Origin of the sequence: Vibrio glycogenivorans (assembly GCF_051660965.1) — a bacterium.
Lineage (GTDB): Bacteria > Pseudomonadota > Gammaproteobacteria > Enterobacterales > Vibrionaceae > Vibrio.
Genome location: NZ_JBPVIS010000021.1, coordinates 1 through 16,947, shown reverse-complemented (window position 1 = coordinate 16,947; position 16,947 = coordinate 1). Strand labels below are relative to the sequence as shown.

The following is a 16,947-nucleotide window of genomic DNA, read 5'->3' as shown; positions in this document are numbered from 1 at the left end:
CACGCATACACAATATCAGTGTAAACAAATTGATAACCTAGTTTCGGGGTCGTCTGTGATTAAGCCAGTTGTGGTATTGGCTTTGGAATGCTTGGCTCGACGAAAATCGAAACTTAAGGAATTTAAAGCGATCTTGCACGGTGATAATTAACGGCACTAAACACCGTTAGTTAGTCGAGAGCTGAGTGCTTTCGGTAATATTAGGCATTTACCTAGTGCCTGGTTTGCCAAGAGGCAAGTAAGATGCCCTGGTGACGAATACCAACATTTAGCAATCCTTTTGGTTGAGCGCAGCTTTAACCTTTTGAACCGTGTTGACGCTGGTTCCGGTTTCCCGTGCGGTGGGGCGGATACCTAAATCGCGAGCTAGGCAGTCCACAATCTGAGGATACTCTGCCAGCAATTGGTTTGCCGTCTTCTTCTTACGACCGGCTGCTTTAATCTCTTTTGCTAGCGCTATAACAGGTGGATTGTAACGCTTTATATCTCCAGCTTGATTTAGGTCGTTTACTAGTTGTTGTATCTGCTCATCAGAGAGAGCGAAAAATTCTCGGTGCTGTTTGAGCGGAATGAACTGATCAGCAAAGTGATGATGCAATAGGCGCTCTAGTCGTCCACAAAGCGGTTTAGTCGCTAAAATTGAACTGGATGTGACTTTACCATACGATCGCAACATGGCCTTCACTTCCTTATAGCGCTGTTCTACTGGTCGGGTTGTCATACCAATCTTTACGATTCTCTTTGGGCAGTTTGCAATATCGATTTCAAACAGAAATACGTAGAGACTTTGTTCATTCAGTGCTCGCAACTTCGCATCAAGTAGTGGAATAAAATCGGGTTCAAGCAACGCTATTTTGCGATAGTAGGCATCAAGCCAGTAGCGCTGAGCTGCCTCAAAATGACCAAATTTGCTTAACTTACTAAGTTTATTGGTATGGTAAGAGCGGTTGATAGATGTTTTTATAACTTTTCTCGAATCCTGCCAACATTCAGCTAAACCTTTTCCTGTGATGGGCTCCAGTGCCTCTAAAATGTCCATAAATGCTTGGGATGGTTTACCGGCTTCGTTTATATAGCCTTTTCGCAGCGCTCGTAGATTGTCTGTCACTGCTACAACATTCTGGTTTTTTGTATCCTCATACTCCACAGACAGGATTTGCATCGCCTCTAATCTTTCGATAGCTCGACGCTCGCCTCCCCATGAGTAAATATCTTTGTGCTGATACTGTTGCCTACGCTCTAGATATTTCAATTCATTAGTGTCGAGCAGTTCAAAATGATCAATGGTAGGGAGTTGGGTGTTTTGAGACGCCTTCTCAGAGAGCTGGCACGTATTTCCATGATGAGCAAAGTGATGCGACTTTATTTTCCCTTTTCGAGCAATAAGTTGTTGCTTGCAAAATGGACAAACCAATTCGGTTTTCCCAGCCTTGGTTTCTCCAATGCTTATCCATTCGCCCGTAGGCGCTACACCGAACGTTAAGAACATCTTCACTCCGTATCATGATACACACAGGTTGATTATTGCGTATGTATCATGATACGTCAAACATCCATGTATTTACTTGGTTAAATCTGTGTCGGATTACCATGCTACCCCCAAAGGCACGGTTAATCGTAGCTTTGGGGGTTCTGAGTAGTAGAAGAGTTACGGCTGATATAGCTCATGGTCTTCGGGAACATAGGGCGCACAGGCTTCTAGGCTAGGACGGGTGTACTCGCTGTCTTCGCACGTTTGCTTGTCAACAAAATCATACCTCGCCTTTTGCTCGAATAATTTGACAGCGATAAAGGGAGTACACAGCAGTGCTGTGATTATAAGGAGGGCGACAATTACCTTCTCTGAGGTGGTTTTATTATTGGTCATTTTGTACTTCTTAAATGTTTTTTAGTATTGGAATGTATCACCATCAATCTTGATGGCTTAAATATAGGTTACGATCTATTTGGATGGCTGTGCAAGTGGTTTTTTTACTTATTTGAAAATATGGCTTAATTTTATCCAAATTATGTTTAAAATCAATAATTTAAACGCACGACACCTCTTGTTTGTTCATTGGTTGTTATTTGTGGTACTAAGTGCAAGTAAAATTTACAGTGTTTTTGTGTGGGGATTAATATAAGTAAATAATACTTGTATCTAATATTTTTTAGGAGAGTTAGACGAGGGGTAAAAAGAGTTTGTTATATTTCATCCACTTGCGCTTTCTCAACTTGAAATAATGTCAAGTTGGGTTTTGGGGCTAAATAATGTAATTGTATGAATTATAGGCTAAGCCGAACCGGCCCAACCTTTTTTTAACAGCAGCTTTGCCGCTCATTGGTGTTTGCCAGGTGGTTTTTTTCGCTTCTTTAAGATTCTGCACGAAGTGATACGCCGAGTTGAACGGGTTGCTGCTTCTTGCTTCCATTGTGTCATTTCAGTATACCCATGTGACACCACTCTCATTCCCAATGTTTTTTCTTTATGTCATAATCTATATGGCTTATTGTATGTGACATAACTTATATGACACAGAAGGGCAAAAATGTACATCTTTGGGTATCTAAGAGCTTCAACCGTAGAGCAAGATGCAAAACGTGCACAGAACAGCCTTTTAGAGTTTGTGGCAGAAAAAGGGCACCGTGTTGCTGGTTGGTATTGGGAAAACGTATCGGGTGCTAGTCTGCAAAGACCAGAATTGATGCGTTTACTTGATGAAGCAGCGCCAGGTGATGCAATACTCATTGAGCAAGTTGATCGACTTTCTCGGCTTGATGAGGCTAATTGGCTCAAACTAAAGAGCATTATCAGTGAAAAACAGCTTAAGGTGATCAGCCTCGATTTGCCCACATCGCATTTGGCACTCTCAACAGCGCTAAGTGATGAGTTCACCGGTGCAATGCTCAATGCCATAAATCAAATGATGCTTGATATGCTCGCAGCGATCGCTCGTAAGGACTACCTTGACCGTCGCCGCCGCCAAGCTGAAGGGATAGAGAGGGCCAAACTAGCAGGTAAGCTCAAAGGCCGACAAGCGAACCTGGAATTGCACGATCAGATCCGCCGTTTACGTGCAAGTGGGTTGAGTATTGCTGAAACGGCTAAGTTAGCGGGTGTATCTAAGCGAACAGTAACGCGAGTCAGTCAACAAGAGCGTACAGAGAACGTTAATGATCGAGTGGATGGGCAGCAAGTACCAGCCGCGATAAGGGGCCATAGCGAGGATAAGAAGCAAATACTCGACCGCTTCTGGGCGGAACTCCGCTCACTACCGAAACAGGAGAGATTTACTTTCAAAGGTATACTGGCGAGATTGTCGATCTGTGAGGATTACCTGAGTCGTTACCCAGTACTGAATAACTCGTATGGAAAGGGCACCCCACGCTATGAGTGTAACGATCTGCGTTTCGATTTATTAACATCAGTCTGGAATGACGGTAGTCAGTTTGACGAGCAGCCTTTGTTTAACGGATGGTCTATGCGGAGTATCGAGCGCAAGCTTAGCGAAGAGGGCTTAGAGAGCCTTCCTGATAACGTAAGACTCGCGTATGAGCAGTATCACGCCCACTTAGAAATTAAAGGCAGATGACCACGGTGAGTGTCAGGGGAATGCGGGGTTTGTGATAGAATGTTGACTTGCCAGCACTGCACATTTTTTTGCCTCAATTACCTCAGAGTAGCAGTGCTAGTAACCCTCATTGTGACCCTGTAAATAATTCTGTGTAACTGCCTGGGTTATTGATATTTAGATAGTCGTTCATCAAACATAATCATAAAGCGGTTTAGGGCTTGCTTCCAGTTTCTAATTGGCATTGTCCACTTCTTGGAGGCATCCTGGATCGCTAAGAAGATCACTTTCCTCGCAGACTCATCCGTCGGGAACAGCTTGCGTTTTTTCGTTGCTTTCCTGATCACACTATTGAGTGATTCGATGGCATTCGTGGTGTAGATGGCCCGCCTGATATCCTCAGGATAGCCAAACAGGGTATTAAGGTTATCCCAGTGATTAGTCCAAGAGCGACTGATCTGCGGGTATTTCTCATCCCACTTTTCCGAGAACTGCTCTAGGGCCAACAACCCTTCATCCTCAGTTTTTGACTGGTAGATTTTCTTAAGATCTGTGGTCACAGCCTTGTAGTCCTTCCAAGGGACATACTTGACCGAGTTTCGCACCATATGCACGATACAGAGCTGGATTTGAGTATTTGGAAAGGCAGCATTAATTGCATCAGGGAAGCCTTTTAAGCCGTCGACACAAGCGATTAGGATGTCTTTAACGCCTCGGTTCTGTAGTTCTGTCAGCACGTTTAGCCAGAACTTCGCGCCCTCGGTCTCAGACAACCACATTCCAAGTAACTCTTTCTGCCCATCCATGTTCACGCCAAGCGCGAGATAGACCGACTTGTTGATGACCTGCTTATCTTGGCGAACTTTGACCACGATACAGTCGAGATAAACGATGGGGTAAACCTCATCGAGTGGGCGTGATTGCCATTCAACGACTTGCTCGAGAACGGAGTCCGTCACCTTAGATATCAGTGTCGGTGAGACGTCAGCATCATACATTTCTTTGAAGGTAGCGACGATTTCTCGAGTGGTCATTCCCTTGGCATACAAGCTTAAAATCTTGTCATCCATGGACTGAAAGCGTGTCTGATGCTTACGCACGAGCTTTGGTTCAAAGCTAGATTCACGGTCACGAGGCACATCAATAGGCACTTCGCCATCATCAGTGATGATAGATTTTTCAGAGTACCCATTTCGGGTATTTGAGTTGGGTTTTGGAGAGTGTTTTTCATAGCCAAGGTGGTCGTCTAGTTCAGCATTTAGCGCTGTTTCAACGGTCACCTTGGTTAACATTTTGCGGAAGTCATCGAGATCAGATTCGGTCTTGATTGACTTTGCAGCTTCACGAGCAAAAGCTTCAAGTGCTTTTTTATCCATGTTGTCCATCCTTAGCCTTAACGGCTTAAGTGTAGACAGTTACACAGAATTCAGGACAGTCTCCTCATTGTTGAACAAAGATGAAACCTCTATTCAACTAATGCGTAGCCCTTACTTGTTACAGAGTATATCTGCCCTCCGGCGAGTGTAATTAGATCGTTTGATATTAACTCCTCTATGATTGCACGCGCGTTAGCTCTATCTTTTCCTGATATTACATTGATGACTGGCGATGTACCGACATCAACCTGGAAGTGGTCGAAATGGTCGTACACTACAATATCTCCTGCATACTCGGTTGCATCTATTGATTGCTTAAGTAGTTTAATGGCCTCTGGAGACACAAGTGTCTGCTGTATATCAGGGGACAGTTGCTCTCTTTGGAGTGCTAAAGCAGTACACAAGGACATTAGTGTTTCCAACGATCCTCCAGTTTCACCACGCTCAATTCGACCAATGGTTCTAGTATCTACCCCTGAAATTGTAGCCAGTGTTTCTTGCGTATAATTTTTAGCCGTACGTTCGGATTTAAGTTTTTTGCTATCGATAAATGTCATTGTTGTATCCCCCATAAACAGAACAATATTAAGGTTACTGATTTTGTTCTCACAGATATAGGACACGAATAAGGCATTGTGAGGACATCTATAACAATCCGATTTCCCCCGAAAGTCTTCAGTATCAGTACCTCAGTATGCGTCTTTCATTATTCCCCGGCATTCATATGTCACAAAACCTCATAATTGGGGATATTTCGCAAATGACATCTTGAATGAATGCGCGCATACTAGACATTATTGACTGGTTAAAATTTAAGCTATATACTAGACATATATGACGGGTAAAGTAATAACAGAGTTTCAAAGACTAGCCAACGCTAAAGGCTGGACGTTTGTTGAGATAGGCAAAAGGTGGGGTAAGTCTGAGCGACAGCTATCCCGAATCGCGAAGGCCGGTGAGCAGCGTGATCTTGATGCTGTAAATGGACTGCCGAATAAGAACAAACGACAAGAGGGGTAAATTTAGATCACTATGAAAAAACTACTAGTAACAGCCGCTTTAGCAATGGCTGCATCGAGCGTGATAGCTTCCGAAGTGCCTATTTTGGATAATATCCAAGTCGAAAAATCTGCTTACAGAGATAGTATTGGCTTGTTTGGCCAACAGGTTGTTGGTATAGCACTTAGTTATGTGAGAGATGTTCGTGATGTAGATGGGAAAAAGGTCGTGGACGTAGTTATCTTAGACAAGCTCTGTCATGTGACAGTAGTAGATCATAGCGATGGATTGAAAGCCGAAGGATTCGCATGTGACGAAGGAAATTACTCCGAAAACCGTGATTAAGGGGAAATTGTGCCAAAAGTAACATTTATTGATGAATCGAATGCTCATGCATTCACTCAGTTTACGGCAGTGTTTGAGTGCGGTTGCTCATATTCAAACCGTTCATGGACAAGTGAAAAACAATGCATTGCTTACTGTCCTGAACATAACCAACGTCAAATCGCTGTACATACTTTTAGATCTTTAGGTTTGCAGCCTACTACCGCAGAAACGTACAAAGCCAGTCTTAAATTTAATACGGCGTTCGTTAAGAATGGTTTATCTCAGCTTAAGGACTTTGACGTTAACTAAGTGGTTTTGAGCAATATAGGTCTTTCGGGGTTGTTCCTGATGTGTTCTGGTGAAACTCCTTGTTCAATCTCTGCAACTTACATTCGAGGGCTCATAAAACAATATCAAGCTTCGGCTTCCTCACTCGTTCAGACTTCGCTTAGCTGCGGCTTGCGGTGAGCGTATTGCTTTATTCATCCAGTACGAATGTTTAACCGTTACAATTTCACAAAAGGAGCAATCACCATGTCACATTACGATGAACAACATGAAAAATTCGAAAATCAACCGAGACCTTACTTCTCTAAGCGCGATACTGGCTCAGCAGAAACTCGCCAGTCATTGAATAAACGTGATGAAGAAATCGAACAACTTTATGAAAGCTCGCATCCAATCATTTTTGATTAGTGGCTTTACTCGTTACGCCCTACGGGGCGTATTCGGCAAAGAATCTTATAAGGGGAAATATGGACGATATACAGACACAGACATTTGAAGCAATTCCAGGCCACGACGTTGTTATTAAAAATGAAGGCCCTTTACCGTTAAAGTATCGAATTGATTTTGGTGAGTATGGTTCTATGGAGGTGGAGCTACTAGTCGGTTCGAAGATAGTTCTAAAATGTGGGACAAAGCCTCCGGTAATCAATGTTATGAAGTCCGATGTTGAACAAGGTATCTATCCCATTGACTCATTATAAGAACGAAATTGATGCAGCACACCAATCAAAGGATAAATTTATGATACTGTTAGTGGCAATGGTCTTTGGTCTTTACTTATTTGTTAGGTCTTTAATTTCACTAAAAGAAGGTGACTTGTTACATAGTTTTCTTTTGTTAGCGGGCTCATTCTTTTGTATTGGTATTATTATCATTAGTGGGTATCACCATGAGATATCGAGGGTTGTGTAAAAAGGGGGGAATTGTGGAAGGAAATATAACAACTTATCTAATGGTATGCCTGATTGGATTTGGATGTACGGAGATTATGCATAAGTATCAGCAAAATAGTACACCGTTAATTCGTTGGCTAACGCGTGGGATATTCGCTGTTATCTTGGTGTTCACTTTGACAAGATAAATGAGGGAACTAGTTGCGGCGCTGCAAGTCTCTCAGTAAAACAAAAAGGATTTTAAAATGTCTTATGGATATAAAGTAGAGTTGAATCTGAGCGCACCAACAGGTGAGCCCATAGCGATTCTTTCCAAGCTTATCGATTTACCAAATGTTTTCGATAGTTCAGTTGTAACAAATGTGGACTTGGCATTCACAAATAATAAGCGAGGCAACGTTCCATTGCTTATATCTCATATTGATACGAAACATCAGTTGGTTGTTCTCAAAAGCCAATCGAGGTTGGGTTTGTTTGACAACCTGATTCTCAAGGGGTTACTTGATGATGTGCTTAACGAATTAGCCGAGAACGGTTGGATGGTAGCTAAAGATGAAACACAAATTTTAAAACTTGAAGAATCGCTGGTTGATTCACAACTATCACCCCGTGATTTTCTACGTAAACATAAACAGCGAATGCCTAAGACTAATGAAAGAAAGGCTTTTTATATTGGGGTAGCAAGTTGGTTTTTGTCTTTACTGGCCCTCTATTCTATCGCTTATGAATCAATTTGGTACTATAGCATCCCAGTGTTATGCGGGCTGTTCGTGTATAAGTTCGCCCAGTCTAAAATCACCAATAATTGGGTCGCTAAAGAGCAAGGGCGACTATTGCGCATATCAAATGGTGGGCTTTGATGCTATAACTGATTACGAAATCACGAACCTTTCACCTTAGGGGGGAAATAACGTTCGCTTTAAAGCTTCTGGGTGTGGTCATTTTTTCAAAGATACTTATTATAGTGCTTGTTTATACTAGTGTCATTGTTGTTCAGATTTTCTTATTTTTAATAAGCACTCATAACCTCCAGACAGAACGTGGTGGCTATGGTTTTAGCCTCTTTTCTTGTAAGTGAAATTCGTGCGTTCCCCGCCTGTAGTATGTATGGTGAATTTTTTTCTAAGGTATCATTAAATAAATGAAATAGCATCAAGTCATCTGAGTGTGCTGATATTTGAATATTTTCAAGCCAAATATCTAATACTCTTTTATCTGCCATCATTCGACACTGTGCACCATTAACTAATATATATGGCTCATGGTTTTCCATTTGTATTATTCCTTGTGTTTTGTACCTGGTAATTATTGATGTTATTTGGGAAGTAAATCAACCTATCTGAATTTTTTTGCGTACTGCTTCACAATTAACTTTATATTTAATATTAGTTGCATATTCCAGTTTGGACGCTGACTATTTTTGGTTAGCCCAATTGACCTATCAAAATACTTCGGTGAATCGTGGTGGCGGGGGCTTGTCTAGGCAGGACATGTGTCATGTCATGTTTTATCTACTTTCTAGTAATAATTACTTTATTTAACTAGTAATTATTACTAGTATGTTTGTAAGTTTTCAGCAAATGGATTGGGCAGATGGACTTGTCAGAACAAGCTTATGAGTTTGGCTTTGATTGTAAAAATCAGGGGTTAGATTTTGAAACTTTTTTGAGGGCGTTTGATAGAAGCTTTGATTCGAACGATGAGGTGTTGGCGGCGGCGATGAAAGGCTTTTACAAGGAGGATTAACGATGAATATTCAGTTTATGAGGAAGGGTGATTTTGCCGACCCACAGCAACAACGCGCTTTACGAAGTATGAAGTTGAGCATTGGGGGCGTAGCGTTTATTTTGTTGCTGAGCGTAGTGACCGGCTATTTTCTAAAGTTGGTCGTCATTGTTGGTCTACTGGCCTTGGGTTTCCTTGGCGCGAAACTTAAACGACTGCACAGTATCTTATCGGTCAGACAGTTCAAATGGATAGAATCATGCAACGATTATGAACTGTTTTGCTTGCTCAATGATCCACTGACGCAGCAGACTGATAGGAACGAATTGATCGACATTCTTGAGTTGATTGGCCGTGACCTTAAAAGTGACAATGGCACGATCTATTTTGTGTAGGTGATAGGTTATTACAACAAAAAAGCCCGGTAGCGGAAGCTAACCGGGCTTTTTTACTTAAAGGCGCTTTATTTGCACAGTAAAGCTTTCTAAAGTCTCTAGGTGGTCAGGCGTCTGCCGGTTGAGGTAGTGAAGCGACTCCCGTGTGTTCCAATTCACCGATGTGCGGCTCATCATACTGCGGGCATTCGGTAAACTTTGCCCACCTTTACTTTCTATCGACTCAAGCAAGGTCAGGTTGTAATCAACCCAAACGGGTTTTCGACCTGGTAGGGTTAGCGGATTTTCATGGATCGTGATGTGGCTCTTACAGTCATCAACGACCGTCGCCGGTGCGCAGAGCGGGAATGTCTCATCAATCGGTAACTGGTCAAAATAGAGCACGACTTGATAGCGTTGGTACTCAGGGCTTGCACGCGTGTTGACATAATCAAACAAGGCCACCCCTTTTGCGTTGGTCTTATTTCCCACTTCATACACGTTGATGGGGGGCTTTGTGGTGGTATAGGAAGCGGTGTGACTGCCACAGCCGGTGATCGACAGCCCGGCGACGGCTAAAATCAGTGTTGCTTTATTCATTTATAGATTGTCCTCAGTTGGATAGTAAGTGTTGCCATCGTTAAAACTCACGCTCAACACACCGCGCCGGTGCAGGGTTGACTTGATATGGTTATCAAGTTGCTCTTGGCCGAACGAGCAATAAACGTGCTTACCCGAGGCGATAGGCGTTTTCAAGAAGTCATCCAGGCTTTGGTTGTTAGAAGCGATGAAAAGGGTATGTTCATCGCCTCGTTGTCGAGTTTCGATACTGGTCATTCAAGCTCACCTCGGTCGCGGTCAGGTTTGCCGTTGCGGTCGAAAAAGCGCACTTTGCACGTTGGAAATCCAGAGCAGCCCCACCAAAATGAACCCTCATGCTTACCAGGGCGGCGCACCAGGGCTTTACCACAGCGCTTACAAAATTCATCTTTGCTCACCTCCCCGGATTGCTTCTTTTTCGGGTTGAGGTTGGGCTTACCGTTGTCATCGGGAAATGCCGTTTTACAGTCAGGAAAGCGAACACAGGCCCAAAATGGCCCATTACGGCCCTTAAGCGCCTTGAGACGGCCTTTTTGACAAGTAGGGCAGGTAATCCCCTCGGTTTGTGTTAACGCGACACCATGCGTTTTAACGTGCGCTATCTGCTCAGCAAGATAGGTATCAATACGATCAATAAATTCAGTGACCCGACACTCTCCACCTTCGATACGCGATAAATCCCCCTCCCAAATCGCGCTAGTATCGGGCATCACAATTTCGTCAGGGAGTAGGGCACAAAACTCTTGCCCAGCCTTAGTCGTCATGTACACCGGATTTTTATAGCCTTTGACTTTTTTCACACTCACCAAGTGTTTGAGTGAACCGAGCTTTTCAATATGTCCACTGCGCGTAGCCTCGGTGCCGATGGAGCCATTTTCACCCTTGGTGTTTTTGTCTTTAGCCTCTAGCTGCTTTCTTAACGCTGGATCTTTAATGAACTTTGCCGCATTGGTCATCGCAGTGAGCAAGCTAGCATCATCAAAATATTTGGGCGGTTTGGTCTCGCGCTCGAGGATTTCCACATCAACACACTCGCCGGTTTGCCCTTCAGTCAGGGTTGCCAGGTCAACCGAGTTTTCATTCGGCTCATCACGACTCTCTGCTTTGAAAAGGACTTCCCACCCTTGTGATTCCAAAGTGTTTTGTGTGCTGCGATAAAGGCGATCAGTACAATGGATATCCAGGGTGACTTTGTTGCGCACTGAAGCTGGGTAAAACAGAGCGATAAAGCGCTTGGCGATCAGCTCATAGATATTTCGCTCTTTCTCGTTCAACGTGATTGACGCGCCATTTTTTTCAGTGGGGATGATCGCGTGGTGCGCTTCAATCTTGGCCGCGTTAAAGGCTTTATGGGTAGACGTGGGCTGCGCCTCACTGATCACTTGATCTAATTCTGGTGAGGTTCCGCTTACCGCCGCGAGAATTTGCGGCGCATTGGCTAGGTGGGCATCCGATAAAAACTGGTTGTCACTTCGAGGGTAGGTAACTAGCTTGTGTTTTTCATACAACCCTTGCAGGACATCGAGGGTTTGCTTGGGGTTATAGCCCCACTTTTTCGACGCTTCAATCTGCAATTTAGAAAGGTTGAACGGCATCGGTGGCGCGGAGGTTTCTGTTTTTTCGCTTACCTGGTTTACGGTGGCCGCCTGGCCCTTATCCGCTTCTTTGGTCGCTGCTGCTTCCAGCGAAGAGATCATTCGGCGCTTCTCATCCAGGTCAAAAGAATCATCCGGGACGAGCTTTGCCTTGAGCTCGTGATCGCCCATCTTAAACTGACCGACTAACTCATAGTAATAGCTTTTGGTGTGGTTTTGATTGGCTAGGGTACGCACGTTGACAAGACCAATCAAAGTGGTGATCACCCGGCCAATATTGAGCACGCTGTCATACCCTTTCTCTCGAGCTTTCAGGGTATAGGCGCGCGTTAGATTGTAGCCAAACGCTTGATCAGCCAGTGAGCGTGCCAGGGCTTTATCTGACAGGTTGGCGAATTGAGTATTGCACTGTAAGTTTGCCAGGGCTTTTTTGACCGGCTTATCGTTGAGGTCGGCGATCAGTACGCGCTCAACCTTTTTATCATTACCAGCGTAGCGCAGCACTTCATCAACCAGCAATTGGCCTTCGGCGTCAGGGTCACCGGCGTGCACGATGGAGCTGGCTTTTTTGACGAGTGACACGACGGTATTGAGTTGCTTATTCACGCCTTTGCGGGGTTTTAACTTCGGTGGAAACACTGTAGTGATGGGCAGTTGTTCAAGCGACCACTTCTTTAGCGCGGGATCGTAATCTTCAGGATCGTTTAAAGCCAATAGGTGGCCGACGCACCAGGTCACGACGTTCGAGCCGGTTTGGTAATAGCCGTCTTTTTTTCCGGTTTGTGGGTTGCCGCCTAAGCCTTTGAAGATCGCAGCGGCCAGGGACGGCTTTTCAGCAATATACACTTGCATGAGGTAAATTCTCCGTTTTGGGTAGCCAAGTGCGGGGGGATGACTTAGCCAATAGTGAGGTTCTTCAGCTCATCAATGGTGTAGATGCGAATGAGCTTTGATTGGTAGTGCTCGAAAGGGTATTTGGATTCGTCAAACTGAATGTATTCAATCTTGTTAAAGCGATTGGTGAGTAACTTTTTAATGTTCTCATCCGGGACAACATAGACGACCACGGACCAGTATTTTTTCTGTTTGGCGATGATGTGGCTTTTCATAATTGAGCGATATCGACGGACGGCTTTGAGACTGCGCTCAGTCTCAAAGGCGACCACGTGACCGGTGGGCGTTGTCATGAGAGCATCAGGGCGATGTTCTAAATCGTATTGCTGACGAAACGCATAACGGTCGCTGTTGAGCCAGTTTGTCCAATTGCGTTTGGTAAGGTGCAAGTAGATAAGCTGATTCATCAGTTTGTGATTGAGGTTGGTAAATTTGACTCGGTAAGGCTCAAAGGACACAAAATCTTCATTGGTATCTTTGACGTATTGCGTGAGTCCCAGGTCGGTGATCCCCCAGACTGAAAATTGCCCAGTCGGGAAGTCATAAACGTGCTTTCGCACAAAGCCCAAATCAATCAACTTATTGAGTAATCGATCCACTGGTCGGCGGCTTTTCACGCCCAAGAGCAAGGTTAGGTTTTTAATGTCGCTGTAGACCTCTTGCTTGAGAAAATGGATCACCTTCGCCATCTTTTCGGTATTGATCCGCTCGCGCTCGCGGGGATCGGCAATCAAGTGACTCATGCCATAGTCTCCACTTTAAGCTTGCGCACTTTATGAAAAGACAGGCAAGTTTTGTTGGTGTTGGTCAAAAACGCTTGCAGTTTGCTTGTCGCTAACTTTCGTTTTTCCCGCTGCTCATGGTCAGTGAGTTCACCGTTCTTAAACGCTTTGTATAGGATGATGAAATAGCCATCAAGCGCCGCAAAAATCTTGATCAGCATCGCCGTTTCCGGGGTTATTTTGGATTCGTCGTACACCACTCGCTCAGCGGTGGGTAACTTGACCGGATTGATCTCAATGTCGCCCACTTCATCAATCAACTCACGCGCCATCTTAGTCAGTTCATTGCGCAAAGCGCGCGCATCCAGGCGCAGCTTTTCCGTTGTCTTTATCGCTAAACGTTGAGTGATGGCTTGCTTTGGGTTTTGCCCTTTTTTCGAGGCGAAAGCGCCGACAGAAAACAGGCTGTGGTAAATAAATGCCCCATCCACGGGTTTGTGTTTGGGGCGTTGAGTTGGGTTGTATTTGGCATCATCCCAGAGGATCAGCACACGGCGATTATGCAATTTCATCTTCAGTTAACCCCTCAATTTCTGCTTCGAGTATGTCTAACATCGCTTGATCAAAAAATGGCTCGACGGGCTCGCTCGACTCAGGCTCAGCGCGCGCCGGTGTATCATTTTCGTCACTCTCTTGTGCCTGTTCGTTCTCCACGATGTGGAAAAGTGCCGCCACATCCTCATCGAGATCAATTGGCGCTTGGTTCGAGTCATTGTCACCGGAAGCTGTTGCTTGTGCTTCGACTTCATCATGAGTGTCAATGGGTGCCTCATCATCCGGGTGAATCGGCTGCTCATCGATAACCGCGTGGGGTTGACTCACGACGGCCAGAGTTTGATCAAAGGTTTTCAGTGGTTGTTTTTTGACTTTGATGGGCGCAATCATAGAGGGTCTTGGCACAAAGTCGGGGGTGAAAATATAACTGACGAAGTTAGGCAAGCTTAGCAACATATTGCTGTCAACGAGCTCGCGCTCGGCTAATTTAATATTGCGCCGGTCTTCGATGGTCTCTGTTAACGAGCGACCGCTTTCGACATAACGCGTTTCATCATCGACCAATATCGTGCCCGACATTTCCGCGACCCATTGCGCGGTGATGGGATCTTGTAATCGATAAACAATTTTCATTTTGGTGTTTTCCACAACAGAGCCCACTACCGCATCACCTTTGAGATCCGCTGGGCAATCTTTCAGGTCGGCAATCGATTGGTGAGCAAGAAGTAGGTGAACACCTTTATCTCGCACGGCCCCCAAACCTTCCATGACGGGTTTTGAAATGTGGTATTTCAGCTCATCGAGAAAAATCGCAATCGGGCGCGGTGAGGTATTGATGCGATCCCGCATCTCGGCCAGTTGGATCAGACGAATGAGGATCATTTTTTGCGTCATCAAAATCTTGGAGTTACGTAACGATCCAATGATGTAGCAGCACCCGCCTTGCTCATAAATGTCATTGAGATTGAGCCCGCCAATGGCATTAACCGACTCAATCAATGAGATCTCTTCAAGCTTGCCATAAAACGCTTTTACAGTGTCTTGTATCCCTTGAACGTATTCAGTGCTGAATAGTCCCTCAAACGAGCGGCGCTGTTCATCGTCGGCCAGTTTCGGCGCTTTTCGAGCGGCCTTCCTGTCATCAATTCGATAGAAATCGGCGTTATCACCTTTTTCGGCCAGTGAGAAACCCGCGACCAATAATTCTTCGATTTGCTCGGGCGATGCGCCCGCCAGCAAGTCAAGTTGTGGGGCCTTCTTATTTAGGTTTATAAGGTGAAATGGTTTGCCCGCTTTCTCACAAGCGTACTTAAGCAGGTGCGGTGCCCACTCATCGTTTTTCGGATCGAGCACGAATGTGCCTTCATCGGCCAAGATTAATTGATACAGGATAAGACCGGAGACAACGCCTTTACCGGCTCCCGTGGTGCCGATGATATCAGCGTGCCATTTCTGGATACTTTCCAATGGAATGTATTGCGGTTTTTGCTCGCGATCCAAACCAACAAACACGCCTTTCGTGAGATCAATGTAGTCTTCAGGATCGTACTCGACCGTTTGCGGCAACATCTCTTTGATGGTTCGAACGTCGGTACGTTCATCACGCGCCATGTTGGTTTTTTTCGTCGCTTTCTTCTTGAGTTGGTTAGCGATGGTTGTGAGTTCACGTCGCACAACGGTATGGATGATGGATGCGACCAGGCATACCAACATGTTGAGATAGCTCGATGTTGGATAATAGACCGAGGTGACGTTTTCCATTTTCATACTTTGCACGTATTTGATGAGTGGCGGCACCGTGAACGGGGCCAGTGTGCCAAGCACAAACAAGAGTAACGCGACGATCACCAACACTCGGCGAAGCGGCGAATCCTCTTCACCTTTGTTGGGTTTATCGAAATAGATGATGGGCAATAACAGCCCCGCGATGAGGCTGATGTATGAGCCGTAATAAAACGTCGCCTCATACAACAAGGAGATCAAATACACTGATCCTGTAAAGATTTTGAGTTCTATCAGCTCAAGCATGTTGTCGGTTTCCTTTCTCGTTGCTTGGTCTTTGTGCTCGGTCTCTGCATTCAGTCTTTTGGTCAGACCGAACGCTGAGACCGACGAGGCAAGTCAATTGTCGCTTGAAGGCGATCAATTAACTTGGTTCCCCTTGAGGGGAATTATTAAAAAATCGGTGATTTTTCAATAAATTAAAAAGAATCCTTTTCGGTCTGGACGACCAAAAATGATCCTTTTTAATTAAGAGCCGAAAACCGCCTCGCTACGCGAGACCAAGCCCCTTTTCAAGTGGGAAATGGTCGCCATTTTGCCGCTGTATCCAGCTTGCTTAAATGTCTTCCTTTCCACTACGAAAACGAGCTTGGTCTCGCCTACTCAACGGTTTTCGGGGGCAAGCCCCCAAAAACAAAGCGACCGCTGGGGCGGTCTCACTTTGCTGGGGCACGTGTTTGTTTTCGGCTCCCCCGTCTTAGAACATTTTCGTTGGGCGAAAATGCTCTAAGATGCTCATCTGGCGATTCGCACCCTAGAGAAAATTAACAATTAAACCCCGCAAGGGGGCGCTTGTTGCGATTGAATTTTTCTAGGGCTTGGCACACTAACCCTGCTCGCTCTAGGGCGCGATCAGGCTAAGTGTGGAAAAGCCCGCAGCATCGCTTATCAGCTTTTGCGCGGTCTTTTCGTTCACTCTCAATGCTGTCGAGTGCTCTCACCTGGTTAACAATCCTATGGGATTGAACCTCGGTGCTTCGCACTGGCATTGAACGCTCACAAAGGACAGATTACGCAGGGCGAAATCTAAAAGGGTGGTGCCGGTGAGTGCGTCACGCCCGTGAACTTAGGCGCTAACTTTCTACACAATCGTTTTCGAGATTGTCCCTGGCGGTCTCGAAAACTCATGTGCATAAATGGTTGAGTGGGGTGGTTGTCAGCTCCCTCTCAATGCGGTCGAGTGCTCTCACCGGGTTAACAACCCTATGGGGTTGAACCTCGGTATTGAGCACCGGCATTGAACGCTCGCGAAGGTCAGATTGCGCA

The 16,947-nt window shown here is 45.1% G+C and carries 19 protein-coding genes and 1 pseudogene; 9 read left to right on the top strand and 11 right to left on the bottom strand.

Annotated features, from left to right (window positions below; all coding sequences use genetic code 11):
• Window positions 1-268: 268 nt before the first annotated feature.
• Together ACSTTG_RS22815 and ACSTTG_RS22810 are read right to left on the bottom strand one after the other, a co-directional pair.
• A complete protein-coding gene (locus ACSTTG_RS22815; protein WP_438476474.1) occupies window positions 269-1,489 on the bottom strand; it encodes a GIY-YIG nuclease family protein in 1,221 nt (406 codons plus the stop codon).
• A 159-nt stretch (window positions 1,490-1,648) separates the two neighbouring features.
• Window positions 1,649-1,867, bottom strand: a complete 219-nt coding sequence (locus ACSTTG_RS22810; protein ID WP_438461078.1) for a hypothetical protein — start codon at window positions 1,865-1,867, stop codon at window positions 1,649-1,651.
• 661 nt (window positions 1,868-2,528) lie between these two features.
• On the opposite strand from ACSTTG_RS22810, the pseudogene ACSTTG_RS22805 reads away from it, so the two are divergent.
• Window positions 2,529-3,134, top strand: a pseudogene (locus ACSTTG_RS22805) (recombinase family protein); the annotation flags it as partial.
• Window positions 3,135-3,718: 584 nt separating this feature from the next.
• On the opposite strand, the gene ACSTTG_RS22800 reads toward ACSTTG_RS22805, so the two are convergent.
• Both ACSTTG_RS22800 and ACSTTG_RS22795 read right to left on the bottom strand, forming a co-directional pair.
• Window positions 3,719-4,927 carry an IS256 family transposase gene (locus tag ACSTTG_RS22800; RefSeq protein ID WP_438476473.1) on the bottom strand — a complete coding sequence of 403 codons (1,209 nt, stop codon included), beginning with the start codon at window positions 4,925-4,927 and terminating at the stop codon, window positions 3,719-3,721.
• Window positions 4,928-5,016: 89 nt separating this feature from the next.
• Entirely contained in the window at window positions 5,017-5,484 is a 468-nt protein-coding gene (locus ACSTTG_RS22795) for a helix-turn-helix domain-containing protein (RefSeq protein ID WP_438476472.1), read from the bottom strand.
• Window positions 5,485-5,761: 277 nt separating this feature from the next.
• Here ACSTTG_RS22795 and ACSTTG_RS22790 point away from each other — a divergent pair, with 277 nt between their 5' ends.
• From ACSTTG_RS22790 to ACSTTG_RS22765, 6 genes are all read left to right on the top strand, one after another.
• On the top strand, window positions 5,762-5,947 hold the full coding sequence (locus tag ACSTTG_RS22790; protein ID WP_438476470.1) for a hypothetical protein: 186 nt from the start codon (window positions 5,762-5,764) through the stop codon (window positions 5,945-5,947).
• A gap of 12 nt (window positions 5,948-5,959) precedes the next feature.
• A complete protein-coding gene (locus ACSTTG_RS22785) occupies window positions 5,960-6,271 on the top strand; it encodes a hypothetical protein (RefSeq protein WP_438476469.1) in 312 nt (103 codons plus the stop codon).
• A 9-nt stretch (window positions 6,272-6,280) separates the two neighbouring features.
• Entirely contained in the window at window positions 6,281-6,562 is a 282-nt protein-coding gene (locus ACSTTG_RS22780) for a hypothetical protein (protein ID WP_438476467.1), read from the top strand.
• Between the two features lie 225 nt (window positions 6,563-6,787).
• A complete protein-coding gene (locus ACSTTG_RS22775) occupies window positions 6,788-6,949 on the top strand; it encodes a hypothetical protein (RefSeq protein ID WP_438476466.1) in 162 nt (53 codons plus the stop codon).
• Window positions 6,950-7,008: 59 nt separating this feature from the next.
• Window positions 7,009-7,242, top strand: coding sequence for a hypothetical protein (locus ACSTTG_RS22770; RefSeq protein ID WP_438476465.1), 234 nt, complete (start codon window positions 7,009-7,011; stop codon window positions 7,240-7,242).
• 437 nt (window positions 7,243-7,679) lie between these two features.
• Window positions 7,680-8,294: a hypothetical protein gene (locus ACSTTG_RS22765; RefSeq protein WP_438476463.1), complete on the top strand. Its 615-nt coding sequence runs from the start codon at window positions 7,680-7,682 to the stop codon at window positions 8,292-8,294.
• A 149-nt stretch (window positions 8,295-8,443) separates the two neighbouring features.
• Here the strand turns inward: ACSTTG_RS22765 and ACSTTG_RS22760 are convergent, their stop codons facing one another.
• Window positions 8,444-8,707, bottom strand: coding sequence for a hypothetical protein (locus tag ACSTTG_RS22760; RefSeq protein WP_438476462.1), 264 nt, complete (start codon window positions 8,705-8,707; stop codon window positions 8,444-8,446).
• Window positions 8,708-9,027: 320 nt separating this feature from the next.
• On the opposite strand from ACSTTG_RS22760, the gene ACSTTG_RS22755 reads away from it, so the two are divergent.
• Together ACSTTG_RS22755 and ACSTTG_RS22750 are read left to right on the top strand one after the other, a co-directional pair.
• Window positions 9,028-9,180, top strand: a complete 153-nt coding sequence (locus ACSTTG_RS22755; protein ID WP_438461088.1) for a hypothetical protein — start codon at window positions 9,028-9,030, stop codon at window positions 9,178-9,180.
• 2 nt (window positions 9,181-9,182) lie between these two features.
• Complete coding sequence (locus ACSTTG_RS22750; protein WP_438476461.1) at window positions 9,183-9,554, top strand: hypothetical protein; 372 nt, start codon at window positions 9,183-9,185, stop codon at window positions 9,552-9,554.
• 57 nt (window positions 9,555-9,611) lie between these two features.
• Here ACSTTG_RS22750 and ACSTTG_RS22745 read toward each other — a convergent pair whose 3' ends face one another.
• Genes ACSTTG_RS22745 through ACSTTG_RS22720 form a run of 6 tightly spaced genes read right to left on the bottom strand, consistent with a single transcriptional unit; the run spans window position 9,612 to window position 15,927 of the window.
• Window positions 9,612-10,133: a hypothetical protein gene (locus tag ACSTTG_RS22745; protein ID WP_438476460.1), complete on the bottom strand. Its 522-nt coding sequence runs from the start codon at window positions 10,131-10,133 to the stop codon at window positions 9,612-9,614.
• Complete coding sequence (locus tag ACSTTG_RS22740; RefSeq protein WP_438476459.1) at window positions 10,134-10,370, bottom strand: hypothetical protein; 237 nt, start codon at window positions 10,368-10,370, stop codon at window positions 10,134-10,136.
• Window positions 10,367-12,580 (bottom strand): DNA topoisomerase 3, encoded by a 2,214-nt coding sequence (locus tag ACSTTG_RS22735; protein WP_438476458.1) that lies wholly within the window; start codon window positions 12,578-12,580, stop codon window positions 10,367-10,369. The genes ACSTTG_RS22740 and ACSTTG_RS22735 overlap by 4 nt, the downstream gene beginning before the upstream one ends.
• Before the next feature lie 44 nt (window positions 12,581-12,624).
• On the bottom strand, window positions 12,625-13,365 hold the full coding sequence (gene mobC, locus ACSTTG_RS22730) for a MobC family replication-relaxation protein (RefSeq protein WP_438461093.1): 741 nt from the start codon (window positions 13,363-13,365) through the stop codon (window positions 12,625-12,627).
• Window positions 13,362-13,916 (bottom strand): DUF1845 domain-containing protein, encoded by a 555-nt coding sequence (locus tag ACSTTG_RS22725; protein ID WP_438476457.1) that lies wholly within the window; start codon window positions 13,914-13,916, stop codon window positions 13,362-13,364. The genes mobC and ACSTTG_RS22725 overlap by 4 nt, the downstream gene beginning before the upstream one ends.
• Window positions 13,903-15,927 (bottom strand): type IV secretory system conjugative DNA transfer family protein, encoded by a 2,025-nt coding sequence (locus ACSTTG_RS22720; protein ID WP_438476455.1) that lies wholly within the window; start codon window positions 15,925-15,927, stop codon window positions 13,903-13,905. Before ACSTTG_RS22720 ends, ACSTTG_RS22725 begins: the two co-directional genes overlap by 14 nt.
• Between the last annotated feature and the right edge of the window lie 1,020 nt (window positions 15,928-16,947).